Origin of the sequence: Humibacillus xanthopallidus, assembly GCF_006717145.1 — a bacterium.
In the GTDB taxonomy this organism is placed as follows: domain Bacteria; phylum Actinomycetota; class Actinomycetes; order Actinomycetales; family Dermatophilaceae; genus Humibacillus; species Humibacillus xanthopallidus.
This window is the reverse complement of the sequence record NZ_VFQF01000002.1, coordinates 232549-248312: the sequence shown is the minus strand read 5'-3', so window position 1 is coordinate 248312 and position 15764 is coordinate 232549. Positions and strand designations below refer to the sequence as shown.

Genomic DNA, 15764 nt, shown 5'->3' with positions numbered 1-15764 from the left:
ATGCCGATGACCGTGTAGACCCGCGCCGTCGTCAGCCCGCCGATCGCGGTGCCGATGTAGAGCACCGTGTCACCGGACTGGAGCCCGTGCGACTGGAAGTAGACGGTGTTGGTGCTGAGGTTGACGTTCGCGACGTTGACGACGTCACCGGGCTGGCCACCGGGCGTGCGCTCCTGGTGCGTCCCGTCGGCGGTGTAGGTGTCGGGCAGCGCGCCCGTGCCCGAGTCGCTGCGCGACTCCGCCTTGACGGTCGCGCTGCCGCCGATGCGGGCGTCGACTCCACGAGCGAGGTATGCCGTGACGGTCGGGTTCGTCGTGACGTTCGACCGCGCGACGCCCACCGACACGCCGCCGCCGCCGTAGCTCTTCGCCGTGGCGTTGGACTCGGCGCGGTGCGAGAGGGCCGAGATCTCGAGGTCACCGGACAGGACGATGGTCTGGGCCGTGCCGGCCGTGCCGATGAAGGCCGTGACCGTCGGGGTGACGGAGCTCGTGGCATAGCTGCCACCGCCGGCCACGACTCCCCCGGCACCGAGGATGCTCGTCGAGGTCGCCGTCGATGTGTCGTCGGCGGTGACGCTGAGGCCGCCGGCCTTGCTCGCGGCGGTGCCGATCGTGGCGCCTGTGGCGACCGAGGAGGTCGTCGTGCCGCGCACCTGAGCGTAGCTGTTGAGGACGCTGATCGCCACGCCACCACCGCCGCCGCCCTTGGCGGTCGCCGTGGCGGTCTGCGTGTGTGTCGCCCCGACGTCGACCGTCGTGCCGAGGCCGGTGATGGACGCGGTGCCGCCGATGGTCGCGGTCACGGCTCCGCCCGTGCCCGAGTCGCTGTGCTCGAGGGTGCAGTTGCTCTCGGTGCTGGCTGCTCCGACGGTCGCGCAGGCGCTGCCGCCGGCGCCCGCGCCGAGGCCGATGGCGACGGTGAGCAGGTCTGCGGTGGCCTGGTTCTGCGAGTCGGCGGTGACCGACAGGCTCGCGGCACCCAGGAGGTCGCCGTTGAAGGCGGCCGCCGCACCGCCGCGGTCCTCGGCCTTGGGGATCATCGCGCTGATCGAGATGCCACCGCCCGCCCCGCCGTTGCCGGTGGCGCTCGCCTTGTCGGTGGCCGAGGCCGCGACCGTGACGGCGCCCGCGGCGCGGAGCATTGCGTTCTGGCCGACGGTGGCCGAGACGATGGCGGCGCTGCCGATGACGGCCTCGGCGCCCACGCCGGTGCCGGCTCCGAGGCCGATGGCGACGGAGAGACCGCTGGCCGTGGCCGTGTTGGTGCCGGTGGCGGTGACGCTGACCGCTCCGGTGGCAGCGGCCCCGGTCGGCATGGCAGCGTCGAAGGAGGCGCTCACGGCGGCGTCGACGACGGCGGTCGCGAGGATGACGGTGATGCCGAGCAGGCCGCCCGAGCCGCCGCCCGCGTTGGCCGTGGCGGAGTTGGTGGCCGTGGCCGTCACCGTGATGCCCGTCGAGCCGACCGTGAGGGCGCCCTGCCCGACGGTCGCGCTCGTGTCGGCCGTGCCGGTGATCTCGGCGTCGCCCTTGACGGCCGCGCCCGCCGCGATGGCGACGGCACCGGTCGCGGCGTCGACCGTGGCAGTGTTCGTCGCCGAGGCCGTGACGGCGAGACCCTTGACGTTGCCACCGGCGGTGAAGCTCGCGGTGACCGGAGCGGCGATGGTCGCGGTCGGCGCGGTGACGCCGATGGCGAGGCCGACCGACCCTGAGCCCACCCCGGCGGTCGAGGTGGCGGTGTTGGTTCCCGTTGCCGCGACGGTCGCGGTGCCGGCGGAGTCCACCGACGTCGCGGCCACGACGGCCGTGATGCCTGCGGTCTGGCCGATGGTCGCGAGGGAGGCCGAGCCGGCGAGGGCGCCGTAGCCGCCCACCGAGACGGCCACGGTCTTCGCGGTCGCCGAGCTCGAGCCGGTCGCGGTGACGTCGGTGCGCGACGAGGAGCGCACGATGCCGGTGAGCGTGGCGCCCACGCCCGCGTCGACGCTCGCGTCGGAGACGAAGACCGTCGCGGCCGCGAGGATGCCGCCGGCACCACCGGAGGCGACCGACGAGGCGCAGTTCGTGCCGTGGTTGGTGATGGTGTTGACGCCGGAGCTCGTGCACGCGAGGTCGGTCGAGGTGAGCGCCGCGCCGGTGCTCGTCGTGTCAGGGCGACCGGCGCGCACGGTGACGGCGCCGCCGGAGGTGATGTCGGCCCCGGAGGCCGTGCAGACGCCGGCGGCGGAGAAGGCACCCACGCAGGCAGTCGTGTCGGCGTCGCGGGTGATGACGGAGTGGGCGTAGGCGCCCGCGCCGCCACCGATGACGGAGAGCGAGACGAGGACGGTCGTCGCGGAGGCGGTGTTCGTGGCCGCGGCCCGGACCGTGACGGACGAGCCGTTGGCCTGCCCGTCGAGCTGGGCACGGGTGTGGCCCGACACCGTCGCCTCGGGAAGCACGATGACGACGGAGACGGCGCCGCCCGAGCCACCGGGAGCGTCGGCGCGGGCCTCGTTCCAGGCGGTGGCGACGACGGAGACGGCGCCCGAAGTCGTGACGTTGCTCGTCGAGGTGAGTGCAGCGTCGGTCGAGCGGGCGTTCGTGGCCCAGGCGAGCGTCAGTCCGGCGCTGACCCCGGCCGAGACGGCGATGTTGAGGGTGTTGGCATAGATGCCCGCGTGGTTGCCCGTCGCCGTGACCGAGACGCCGAGGCCGCCGATGGTGACGGTGCCGTGCGCACCCGAGGCTGCGCGGGTCGAGCCCGAGTAGGTGATGACCGCGACGGCTCCGCTGATCGCGGCGCCGACGCCGCCCTGCACCGAGACGGCCTGGTTGGTCGGGATGATCGTGTCTGTCGAGGAGACGATGAGCCCGCCGACCGCGCCGTCCGCACCGATCGCCACGTCGCCGACGAGGGCGGTCGTGTCGCCGCTGATGACGGCGACGGCGATGGCCGCACCGACCGCGCCGGCCGCGATGCTCACGCCGAAGGTCCGCGCCGAGATGGTGCGGGTCGCGACGGTGTCGACGGCGATCTCTGTGACGGCCTTCGGCACCGTGGCGCCGGTGTCGATGTGGGCGCTCTGGCTGCTGCTGTCGGTGATGACGACGACTTGGCCGCTGATCGTGACCCCGCCGAGCGCTCCGGCCGCAGCGAGACCGTCGACGCGCTCGTCGAGCACCGCGTGCACGCCCACCGTGGCTCCCGAGCTCACCGACCCGGTCGAGGCGATGCCGGCGTCGGTCGACAGGCCCAGCGTGACGATCGCGACGCCCGCGCCGATGGCGCCCAGGCCGACAGCGGCGACCCCGGCGAGGCTCGTGAGGTCGATCCGGTCGGTCGCCCGCACCTGCACGTCTCCGCCGGCGTGGACCGAGCCGTAGATCGTCGCCGACGTGCCCGACGGCGGCGCCGTCTGGGTGAACGGGCTCGAGGCGACGGACCCGCCGGGGCTCGCGCCGGTCACCGACGTCGAGGCGTCGCCCGTGCTCGACAGCTGGCGGAGCTGGTAGTTGTCGTCGCTGAGTGCCCACGACGGGGTGGCCGAGGAGGCATCCGTCTCAGGCGCGACGAGCGAGCCCGTGATGTCGGTCAGCGCGACGTAGTAGTGGCCGCCGGAGCTGACGAGCTGGCCCTGCACGTAGTCGGTGCCGCTGACCCAGAGGTCGATGCTGCCCGAGCCGCCGAGCACGTTGCCCCACCCGCCGCCTGTGCCGCCACCCCCGCCGGACGCGAGCGAGTCGGCGCTGCCCGTCGACGTGCCGGTCGGCGACTGGTCACTGAGCGACCAGTCGCTCGGCGACGACGACGGGGTGTCGCCGATCGTGCGCGTCTTCGCGGCATACGTCTTGCCGCTGTAGGTGACGACGTCGCCCGCCTCATAGGTGACGGTGGAGCTCCAGGCGCGCGGCACCCAGACGGTCGGGTTGCTCGTGGGGTTCTTGCCGGTGTTGCGGCTGCGGGCGAAGTACTTCACGCCGCCGACGGAGACGATGTCGCCGGCCTCGTAGGTCGTGCCCGAGCTCCAGACGCCGCGGTCCGGGCCGCTGACGGCGCTCTGGTAGGTGTTCGTCGCTGCGGTGCCGACGGTCCAGACCGTCACCGACCCGGCGACACCGACGACACCGCCACCGAGGCTGACGGCATACGTCTGCACGTGCTTGGTCGCGAGGGCGTCGATCTCGACGGTGCCGTTGGCCCACACGTCGCTGCCGACGCCGAGGTAGGCCTGGACGGTGATGTTGGCGACCCCGACGTCGACGCCGCCGCCGATGCCGCCCGCCCCGACGCCCACGCCACCCGCGACGGTGAGGGTCTCGAGGTAGTCGGTGGCCGCGACGACGACCGACTGGTTCGAGGACGCGCCCGCGATGATGCCCGAGGTGCCCTTGTTGACCGTCGTGCCGCCGGCGATGAAGGCCTTGACGACGACGGTGAAGATGTTGACCCCGATGCCGCCGGCGATGCCGATGAAGCCACCGGCGATGCCCGCGGTGAGGCCGAAGAGCTCCTCCGACGAGTTCGCCTGGACGGCGAGGCCGTGGAAGGCGCTCTTCGTGCCGAAGCTGCCGGCGGCGGTCGACGTGCCGTCGGAGATGCCCGCGGCGGAGGAGCCCTTCGCGAGGACGACGACGACGTTGTTGCCGCCGAGATGGGCATCGGTCGTCTTCGTCACGACGGCGACGGAGACGCCTGCGCCGAACCCGGCCCAGACACCCGCACCGAGCGAGGCTGCGACGAGGACGAGGTCGGTCGTGTCGTTGGCGAGGACGAGCACGTTGTTGTCGGCCCGCAGCGTGACGCCGGTGCCCGTGGTCGCGCTCGTCGTGAGGTCGAGCACGGTGACGCCGACGGCGCCGGCGAGGCCCGCGTCGCCGCCGATGGCGGCCGAGGCGGCCACCGACACGAACGACTCGCTCGCGTCGGCCTCTACGACGATGTCGCCCTTGGCGTTGACGACGGTGTTGTTGCCGATGCTCGACGTCGTCGTGATCTCGATGACGCCCACGGCCACGCCCGCGCCCGCTGCGACCGAGCCCGCGCCGGCGGCAGCAGCGGCGATGCCGAGCTGGTGGAAGCTGTTGCCCGCGAGGACGATGACGGACTGCGCCGGGTCTGCACCGGTGACGTTGGTGCTGCAGTCGGTCTCCGACGCGCAGTTGACCCTGGCGGAGGCGCCGATGCTCGCGGTCGTCGTCACGGTGATGACCGACACGGTGCCCGACACGTTGACGGCGACGGTGCCGGAGACACCCGCGCTGATGCCGATCGCGTTGATCGAGTCGCTGTTCGTCGCGGTGACCGCCACGCCGCTGAAGCCGGTCTGCGTGGTCAGGTGGGCGGTCTGCGGGTTGGTCGTGCGCGGGTCGGGCGCCGGGAGGACGCCGGAGGGCACGAGGCTGTGGGAGGTGCCGGTCGCGGAGGAGGCCGTCAGCGTGATGGCGAGGCCTGACACGGCGCGGTCGCGCGTGGTCGCGAGGCGGATCTGCTGGGCTCCGAAGGGACCGGTGGTCGCGAGGACGATCGCGTAGTAGGTCTGGCCGTCGGTGAGCCCGCCGATCGGGGTGCCGCCGCCGGAGCTGTAGATGACGGCGTCGCCGGTCGCGATCGGGGTGGTGAACGCATACGGGAGGGTGATCGTGTTGCCGCTGACGTCCTTGGCCGGGATGAACCGCGGCGAGGCGTCCTTGGTCGGCTGTGCACTGTTGGTCGGGACGAAGCGCTGGGACTCGCCCATGAGGGCGTTGGGCAGGCCGAGGGCGATCGGGGGTCCGCGCGCCGTCAGCGAGAGGGTGAACCTCGTCGGGGTGAGGACGTTGACGTAGTAGGTCGCCCCGTCGGTGAGCCCGACGATCGAGGCACCGCCGCCGTTGTCGTAGATGACCTGCTGGCCGGTGCTGAAGCCGTGCGGGGTCGGCGTGACGATGGCGTAACCGTTGGGGTCGCTCGGGTCGAGGCCCTGCTGCACGGGGTTGCCGTCGGTGAAGCCGCGCGGGTCGAAGCGCGGGTCCTGCTGGGTCATCGTGTAGCCGCCGCTGTTGACGGTGCCGTGCGCGACCCGTCCCACGAGGCCGTATGCCGTGACCTTGGCTCCGTCGCCGACCGTGGCCGTCGTCGTCTTCGTGAGGACCGGGACTGCCGCACCCGCGCCGACCGACGCGCTGCCGGAGGCGGTGACGTTGCCGGCGACGATGAGCAGCTCGAGCACCTCGTCGGCGGTGACGAGGACGTTGCCACCCGCGACGACGACGGTGTTCGCACCGAGCGTCGCCGTCGTCGTCACGTTGATGACCGACACGCCGGCGTTGAGGGCGATGGCGACGTCGCCACCGACGGCGCCGCCGACGGAGATCGAGGTGGTCTTCTCGCTGGAGACGGCCGAGACCACGACGTCGCCGTTGGCCGTGATGCGGCTCCGGTCGCCGACCGAGGAGGTCGTCGTCTTCGTGATGACCTCGACGTCGGCGCCTGCGCCGATGCCGGCCGTGCCACCGATCGCGACCATGCCCGCAGCGGCGACGATCGTCGATCGGTCGGAGGCGATGACGACGACGTCCTGGCGGCCGGGCGCTCCGGCGTTGGCCTGGTTGACCTGGGAGTCGGCGCCGATGCTCGCGGTCGTCGTGTCGGTGAGCACGTTGACGGTCGTCGAGCCGGCGATGCCGACGCTCTTGCCGGCGCCGCCCGCGATCGCGATGAGCATGATGTCGCCGAGCTGCGTCGCCGAGACGGTCAGGCCCGGGGTCGTGCTCGCGGTGGCTGCGCGCGCGGCGAGCGTGGCGCCCTGTCCGGTCGTGGCGCTGACCCGGCTCGTGCGCACGAGGACCGAGGCTGCCAGCCCGATGCCCGCGTTGCCGGCCCCGATGGCCAGCCCACCGGCATACAGCCTGATGGTCGTGGCCTTGCCGGCGTCGTCGATGGCGCTGCGCGCGCTCACCTCGAGGTCGCCGCCGGCGGTCACGGTGACACGGTCTGCAGCGAGGGGGCCGCCGCCGATGCTCGCGTAGGTGCCGGGGGCGCCCGAGCCCTGGTTCTGGACGATGACGATGAACGAGCCGGCCGCAGCGTTCTGCTTGGCGACACCGAGCGAGGCGGCGGCAGCGAGCACGGGGTCGGTGGCGATGGCGCGGACCCGGACGTCGCCGCCGGCCCAGACCTTGGCGCCGTTCGCGATGCTGGCCCGCACGTCCTGGTTGGTGACCGCGACGATGACGGCGACGCCGACCCCGGTGCCCTTCGTCGACAGGCCGATGCCGCCGGCGACGGCGATGGTCGACACGTCGTCGCGGGCGAGGACGGTGACGCTCTGGCCGGTGCCGCCGTGGTCGGTCTGGTTGACGAGGGCTGCGGTGCCGATGCGGGCGCTCGTCGAGCGGTTGCCGACGATGACGATGAAGGAGCCGCCGACGCCGAGGTCGCCCGAGCCCGCGCCGCCGCCGAGAGCGACCGACGAGAAGGGCGGGGTCTGGAGGCTGTCCATGCCGAGGACCGGCAGGCTCTTGATCGTGTCGGCGAACTCGCTCAGCAGGTCGTTGATGATGTCGAAGGGCAGAGGCGAGAGGTGGGCGGTGGCCTCGACGGTCGTCGCGCCCGAGGCGTTCGTCGTCGTCGGCGTGGCCGCGCTCGAGTCGATGAGCGCCGTCGTCGTCACGCCGGTGAGCACGGTGATCGCGATGGCGGCGCCGACACCCTGGCCCTTGGAGGCGAGGCCCGCGGCGAGCGCGAGGTTCTGCATGCCCATCGGGTTGGCCGCGCGGACCGTGAGGTCACCGGTCGAGGTGAGGGTGGAGCCGGCGCCGACGGAGGCGGTGGTCACGTACTTCACGACGATGATGCCGGCCGACCCGGCGATCTGCGGGTCGCCCTTGCCGCCGGCGGCCGCGATGCCCCAGACGGTCACCGCGTTCTCGAGCGGCAGGTGCGTGGTCTCGTCGAGCGGCGTCGTCGCCTCGACGGTGATGGCGTCACCGCTCAGGGTGGTCCCCGTGCCGACGAGGGCCGAGCTCGCGATGTCGAGGTAGGCGAAGCCGACGCCGATGCCGAAGCCGGTCGAGTCGGCGTCGGTGTTGAGCGCGGTGCCCGTGCCACGCGAGGTGATGTCGGTGAGCTGGTAGGCACCGACGAGGATCGGGCCGGTCGCGTCGATCGTCACGCCGTCGACGACGCGCGCGATGTTGGTCGACTGCACCCACACGACACCGAAGGCTGCCGCGATGCCGACCGCGCTGCTGCCCTGGCCGGACTGCGCGCTCGACGCGGAGGAGCCGGTCTTGGCGGCGTCGTTCGCCTTGGGCAGGGCGTCGGCACCCTTGCCTCCGGCGTTGGGGTCGTTCTTGACCGTGTCGGTCGCCGTCGTGTCAGCGCTCTTCGTCGAGGACGTCTTCTCCTGGCCGACGGAGCTCGCGTTGGCCTGCGCCAGTGCGGCGATGCGCGACTCAGCGGTGATCGAGGCGCTCTCGACGGTGGCGCTGCGCGAGAGCTCCGCGAGCGTCGTCCAGCCGATGACGATGGGCAGGGCGAGGGCCATGCCGACACCGACGTTGGTCGCCTTGACGTCGCCGTTGGCCTGGGTCTCGGTGAGGTCGGAGGTGTGCACGGCCTCGATCGTGAGGGCGCCGCTGATGTCGATGGCGGGACCGGTGCCGAGGCGTGCCGTCGTCGACTCGCCGGAGTTGACGATGAGCGCGACAGCCGGGCTGATGGCCGTGCCGCCCTTGGCTCCGGCCTCGGCGACCGTCGAGATCCAGCGCTCGGAGGTGGCCGAGATGGTGACGTCGTGGCCGCCGGTGAGCGAGACGCCGTCGGCGATCTCGGCCTTGGTGACGGTGGAGGCGAGCACCTGGATGGCGGCCGCCGCACCGATGCCGACGCCGGCGCCGTCGTTGTTCTCGCCGGTGATCTTCTTCGAGATGAGGCATGGCAGGCCGAGCACCTGGGCGCAGGCCTTGAACGTCGGGTTGGCCGAGGCTCCCGCGACGTCGACCTCGGCGTAGGCGGCCGTGAGGGTGACGTCGCCGTCATGCATGACGAGCGTCGCGCCTGCGGGCACGAGGGCCTGGGTGCTCGCCGTGACGATGTTGAGGGCGAGGGCGCCGGCGACGCCGAGGTCGGTGGTGTTGCTCGCGCCGGCCGTCGCGTCTGCCTTGATCGTGTGCTTGGTGTCCGGCTCTGCCGTCGGGTCCTCGGCGTTGTCGACCGGCGTCATGGTGGCGGAGACGTCGATGCCGTGGGCGTCGACCGTGCTGGCACCGGTCGTCGCGAGGTTGGTCATGTTCACGAGGTTGACGACGACGCCGGCGCCGATGCCCACCCCGGTCTTGGTCGCGGTCGTGCCCTTCGCCTCGCCCGCGACGTCGGTGTTGGCCGAGCTCGCCAGGGTGACCGGCCCGTCCGTCGCGGTGACCGTGAGGCCGTCGGAGAGCCAGGCCTTGGAGACGGTCGTGATGATGTTGATCGTGACGGCGCCGGCGACCGAGAGCTTGCCGTCGCTCGTGGCCGCTGCCGGTGTGCTCGAGCTCTTCGTGCTCTTGCCGGTCGTGGCCGTCGACACGGCGTTGCCCTGGCCGAGCCACTTGTCGGCCGTCTTGTTGACGCCGGCGTTCGGGTCCTTGGGGGCGCCCGGCGCGGCGGCGTCGGTCACGCTGTCGTTGGCGGAGGACCCCGTCGCGGAGAGCGAGACCGCGGAGGCGGTGACGTTGCGGGCGACGTTGGCCGTGACCTCGTCCTCGACGATCGCGAGCGCTAGGGCCAGCGCGATGCCGGCGGTCTCGGCGTCGACGTCGCCACGGCCGACCGTCTCGGTGGCCGTGTGCTGCGTGGCCTCGAGGGTGACCTCGCCGGGCACGACGAGCGTGGCTCCGGTGCCGAGGCGGGCGCTCGTCGTGACGGTCGAGAGGCTGAGCCCGACCGAGGGCGAGATGGCGATGCCGCCGCCCGAGCCGCTGACGGCCTCGGCCTTGGTCTCGGCGTCCGTCTCGGCGACGATCTCGAGCGAGTCGACGGAGGTGAGCACGACGCTGTCCATGACGGCCGCTGTCGTCGTGACGTTGTTGATCGTCATGCCGAAGGAGGCGCCGATGCCCATCTTGGGCGGCTCGTTGTCGCCGCCCGAGTCGACGACGACGAAGTAGTGCGCGGTGCCCGTCGTCTTCGTGATGTCGAACTCGAGTGCGTTGCCGAGGAGCGCGTTGGCGAAGCTGTCGGCGAGCTGGATGTAGCCGGGGCGGTCGACGATGGCGTAGTACGTGTAGTTGTTCTTCAGGGCGCAGTCGGGGTTGAGGCCCGTCACGGTCTGGCACAGCAGCAGGCTGCTGCCGGGGACGATGCCGATCGGGTCTCCGCCACCGGTGAAGTAGACGAGCTTGTCGCCGGTCTTGACGTTGCCGTCGGCCAGCTCGTAGGGGAGGCGGATCGTCGTCAGGTTGCCGTTCGAGTCGCTCAGGATGTCGGCCGGGTCGAACGCGTCGCGGTACGGGGTGGCGCTGGCCGTGGCCGCGCTGCCGGACGTCGCGCCGAGGCTGAGGGCGCCGCCTCGAGCGTCGACGGTGGTCGTCAGGCCGGTGGCGCTCTTGACCTGGGCGCTCGTCGTGATCGTGACGATGTTGATGGCCACGGAGCCGGCCACGCCGAGCTTGCCGCCGCCCGAGGAGGCCGAGACTGCTCCGGCCTCGATCGTGTGGGTGCAGTCGGCCTCGGGGTCGGTGCACGACGTCGGCGAGGCGTCGCCCGTCGGGGTCATCGTCGCGCCCATGGTGACGCCGACCGCGCGGACGGTGGCGCCGGCGCCGATGTCGGCGAGGTTGTCGACGGTGGCCAGGTTGAGGCCGACGCCGGCACCGATCGCCGCGACGGCGCCGTTCGTGCCGGTCTCTCCGTCACCGGTCGCCGAGGCGTCGGTGTTGGCCGAGCTCGAGAGGGTCAGCGGTCCACCGTCGACGGTGATCGTCACGGTGCCGGGGAGCGAGACGGTGCTGACGGTCTTGACGAGGTTGAAGGCGATGGCCGCGGCGACGCTGAGCGAGGCCCCGCTGTCCTCCGCGGTGCCGGCGGTCGGCGTCGAGCTGTCCTTGCCCTTCTTGGCACCGCTCGTGCCCGCGAGGTTGTTGCCCATCGTCAGGTAGCTGTCGGCGAGGCCGTTGACCGAGCCCGACGTCGAGGTGTCCTTGTCGGGAGCACCGGCCGTGCCGGCCCACGAGTAGCTCGACGTCGTCGAGGCTCCGCTCGCCGTGAAGGCTGCCGAGCCGACGGCGGTGAGGCTGCGCGCGGTCTGCGCGGTGACCTCGTGGTCGGCGGTGTTGATGGCGACGGACGCGCCGATCGCACCGTTGGAGGTCGTGTCGCCGCTCGTCGAGGAGTCCACGCCGGCCGTCTGGGTGGCGGTGGCGGCATACGCGCCGGTGAGGGTGAGGAGCGAGCCGGTGCCGAGGTCCGCGTGGGTGAGGACGTTGGAGATGCCGACGGCCACGACGGGGGTGACGGCGATGGCGCCGGCCGACGCGCTCTTGGCGAAGGTCGTCATCGAGCTGTCGGTGGTCGCCTCGAGGGTGAGGTCGTGCGCGCCGGTCAGGGTCGCGCCGTTGCCGATCGTCGCCGAGTCGGAGTCGTTGACGATGTTGACGCCGACCCCGACGCCGATGCCGACCGCGTCGCCGGGGCTGTCGACGAGGTAGAAGAAGTGGTCCGAGCCCTCGGCGACCGACGGGTCGACCGTCAGGACGAAGGAGCCGTCGAGCGGCGGGATGAGCAGGCTGCCGGAGATGAGCTGGATGCGGGTCTTGCCGTCGGCGTCGGGGATGCAGAAGCCGAGGGTGTCGGCGTGGGGGCACCAGAGGTAGTACTGCGAGTTCATCGTCAGCCCGCCGATGCTCGTGCCGCCGCCGTTGGAGTAGGCGACCTTCTCGAGCGTCTTGGCGGGCAGCCCGCTTCCGTGCGTGAGGATGAACGGCAGGGCGAAGATCGTGTAGTTCTGGTTGCTGTCCTTCTCGACGTTGTCCTGCGGCGTGAAGAACGGGCCGATCGGTCGGGCCGTCGCGTTGGACGTCGTCGCGTGCCCGCTTGTCAGCGTGACGTCAGCACCGGAGGCGTTGAGCGTGGCGTTGGGTGACAGCATTGCCGAGCTGTCCACCGTCACCACATTGACCGCTACGGATCCCTGAAGGCTGAACGTGGACTTGCCGGTTGAGTCCAGAGCCGTCACGGAGTTACCGATGCCGGACGCAGCCTTCGTCTCGAAGGTGTGCACACCATCAGGGGACTCAATGGTCACGGTGCCGGTCTTTAGCGTCGTCGACCCGCCGATGTGAGAGGCCGCGATAGCCTTCGCGATCGCAATCGCAACTGCCGTGCTGATGCCGGAGGCGCTCCTGGCGACGGAGCTGCCGTCGGCGGTCGTCGTAGCGTCAGTCGAGTTCGCGGCGTGAACGATCACTGAACCGTCGGCCGGGGTCGTGACCCCGAAGGTCCCGGAAGCGGGCTCGATGTAGGCCTCGGAGGTCGTCGTGATCCGAGAGATCGCGATGGCAGCGGCCACGGCGATGGGGCTGAGCGTGGTGCTGATGTCACTCAGCAGCTGGCTCGGGGTCGTCGGGTAGACGATGCCGGTGGAGTTGCTCGTGGCGCCGCCCTGGCTAGCGACGCCGGTCGTCGTCACCGTGTGATCGGCGTCGGCCGTGACAGAGAGGTTGGCCGCGCTGTTGCTCGGGCTGTTGGCATCGATGAAGGCCTTGGCACCGCCGGTGAGCGTCACGAAGGCGATCCCCCCGCCGGCACCTGCGACCAGCGCGTTGCCTGCTGCGGTGAGGGTGCTCGGTGTGGACGAGGCGACGGTCACGTCACCAACGGCACGGAAGCGGGTCGTGCCCGTGAGGCTCGTGATGGCGTTGGTCGTGACATTGAGCTCGGCATACGCCGCGTTGGAAGCTGGGTCCGTGGTGGAGGCGAGAGCCCCCGACTGGAGACTGGCGGTCACGGTGGAGGTGCTGGAGATGTGGATGTCGCCGGAGGACGCCAGGACCGAGTCCTTGACCGTGACCTGGGCGCTCGAAGTGATTGTGACCTTGGTGATCGGCGTCGTCGTGGTGGCGATGGTCGAGGTCGCGCTCGCGTCGATCGAGATGTCACCCGAGCGGATCGTCGCGCCGGTCAGGGAGATCGTTGCGCCCGGGGCCGCGCTGATGACCGCGGTGCCGGTGCCGTTGTCGGTGGCGACGGCCCGCAGGTGCACCTCGCCGTTCGTCGCTCCGCCGGTCGTGTTGATGACGACGCTGCCGACGGTGATCGTCTCGGCGGTGACGTCGAGGACCATGCCGGGGATCAGGAGGTCGGTGTCGAAGGTGACGCTGTCGATGCCGCCCAGGCCGTCGATGACGAGCTTCTGCAGTCCGGCCGTCGAGAGGTCGAGGGTCTCGATGGTCGGGCTCGAGACGCTGAGCGTCGTGCCCGCCACGGAGATGTGGATCGTGTCGTTGCCCGCCGTGCCGGTGACGTGGAACTCACCGCTGCCGGTCGGGATCTCGATCGGCTCCAGGCCGGTGTAGCGCAGGAGCGTTCCGTCGATGGTTAGGGTGCCGGTGCTGTGGTCGACGGCGGTCGTGCCGATGACGCCGCGCCGTCCGCTGACGACGAGGGAGTCGAAGCCTCGCGCTCCGCCGTCCAGGCCCGCGGTGAGCGAGCCCTGGGTGCCGAGGGTGAAGGTGTCCTTGGTGTCGGGTGCACCGACGAGGTGCCCGACGTGGATGAAGCTGACGACGCCGAAGGAGCCGGCGTCAGGGCCGCTGATCGTCCAGCTCGTGTCGCGGGGAGGGCCGCGCACGGTGTTGGCGCCGCCCCCGCCGTCGAAGGCGAAGAAGACCCCGGTGGCCGGCACGTCGAAGGTGAGGTCGTCGTTGCCGGCACCGCCGACGACGCGCACGAGGCTGATGGTGACCGTCGAACCGACGACGGCGACGCCGCCTCCGGCCGGGGAGAAGGTGACCGTGTTGCTGCCACGGTCGAAGGTGATCGTGCCGACGAGCGGGAGGCTGCCCGCGTCGAGAGTGAGGACCCCGCCGACGACCTTCCAGGCCAGCACCGTCGCCGGCGTGGCCGTGGTCGTGCCGGTCGTGGTGGTCGTCGTCGTACCGGTGGTGCCGGTCGTCCCGGTCGTCGTGCCGGTCGTCGCGCCGGCCGTGGCGGTGGTCGTCGTGGTCCCGGTCGTCGTCGTGGTCGTCGTCGTGCCGGTCGTCCCGGTCGTCGTGCCGGACGTCGTGGGGTCTGCCGCCGTCGGAGCCGGCGGGAGGGGGGTGCCAGACGCGTCAGGCGCCGGCAGCGGGTCGATGGTCGGGCCTGTGCCGGTGGCCGGGTCCGACGTCGCACCTGAGGTCGTCGTGGGGTCGGGTGTCGCCGTCGGGTCGGTCGTCGCTGTGGGGTCCGTGCTGGGGTTCGAGGTGGGGTCCGAGGTGGCCCCCGCTCCGGCCGTCGGGTCGGCCGTGGGGGTCGGGTCAGCGGTCGCCGAGGTGTCGGTGGTGGCGGCCGTGGTCGCCTTGGCTGCGGCGGTGTCCGTCGACGTCGTTCCGCTACTCGCTGAGCCGCTCGCTGAGCCGCTCGGGGTGGAGTCGGACGTGGCGGGTGCCGGGTCTGCCGTGGGTGCCGGTGCCGGTGCAGGGTCTGCGGTCGGTGCCGGGTCGGGCTTCGGGAGGTTGGAGGCGTCGACCGGCCAGCTCTCACCGGGGCTCAGGGTGGAGCCCATGAGGCCGGACGAGTGGCCGAGCCCGAGGAAGTGCCCCATCTCGTGCCGCACCGCGGTCTTGAGGCTCATGCCGCCGCTCCCCCAGCCCCAGCCGGCGGCGTCGACGTCGATCGTCACGCTGCCGGACCCCTCCGAGCCGAGCTGAAGGTCGGGCAGGTCGCCGACGTGGGCGGAGAAGCCGCTGAAGTCGGCAGCCGGGTAGGCGTCCTGCCACTCCGCCTTGACGGTCGCGACGACCGCGCTCAGGTCGGCGTCGGTGAGGGCCGCATCGGGTCCGACCGGTGTCGCCGGTGCGCTCGAGGCGGTGAGCAGGGCCGGTGCTGGCGTGGTCGTGGTCGCGGTCGTCGGGGTCGGCGCAGCCGTGGTGGCGGCGGCCGAGCTCGTCGTCGTCGACGGTGTCGCAGTCGCTGCCGGAGTGGGTGTCGCCGTGCTCGTGGACGTCGGGGTCGGGGTGCCGGTGGGCGACGTTCCGCTCGTGCAGGTGACCGAGTTGCCGTCAGCCGACCGCACGCAGTGCATCTGCGATCCCGTGCTCCCCGTCGAGGTCGGCGAGGGGGTCGGCGTGGCCGATCCGCTGCCCGACGTCGGCGGCTTGGGGGTCGTCGTCACGGTCGTGAGGGGCGTCCCCGGCTGCCCGGCGACGCTCGTCGTCGTGAGCGTGCGGGCTCCAGTCGTCGTCACCGCGCCACCGAGCCGGGAGGGCGAGCCGACGCTCACCGTGCGTGAGCCGGCGCCGGCCGCAACGGCCTTGTTGACGACCTTCGCCATCGCGACCGCACCCGACTGCGCGAGCTTCGCGCCGGCATACCCGGCCTTCTGGGTGGCGACTGCGTCGTCGATCTTGAGGAACCAGTCGGCCACCCCGGCGACCTGGCTCGCGATCTGCCCGGCACGTACCTGCTCAGGGGTCAGGGGCGGCGCGACGGGGCCCGCCGCAGCGGCGGAAGCAGCGGTCGCGGGGGCCGCAGAGGCGGTCGCAACGGCCGCGGGAACACCGGCGATCCCGAGGACCAGAGCGGTGCCTGCGGCGACGAACCGGACAGGGCGCAT

General features: G+C 72.0%; 1 protein-coding gene (running past one end of the window). It reads right to left on the bottom strand.

Going from position 1 to position 15764, the window contains the following annotated elements; translation table 11 throughout:
* A protein-coding gene (locus tag FHX52_RS12160; protein WP_141822374.1) for a carbohydrate-binding protein crosses the window boundary here: on the bottom strand, positions 1-15764 show its start. The gene continues 17638 nt to the left of window position 1, outside the view; the window shows 15764 of its 33402 coding nt (coding positions 1-15764); it begins with the start codon at positions 15762-15764; its stop codon lies beyond the left edge, outside the window.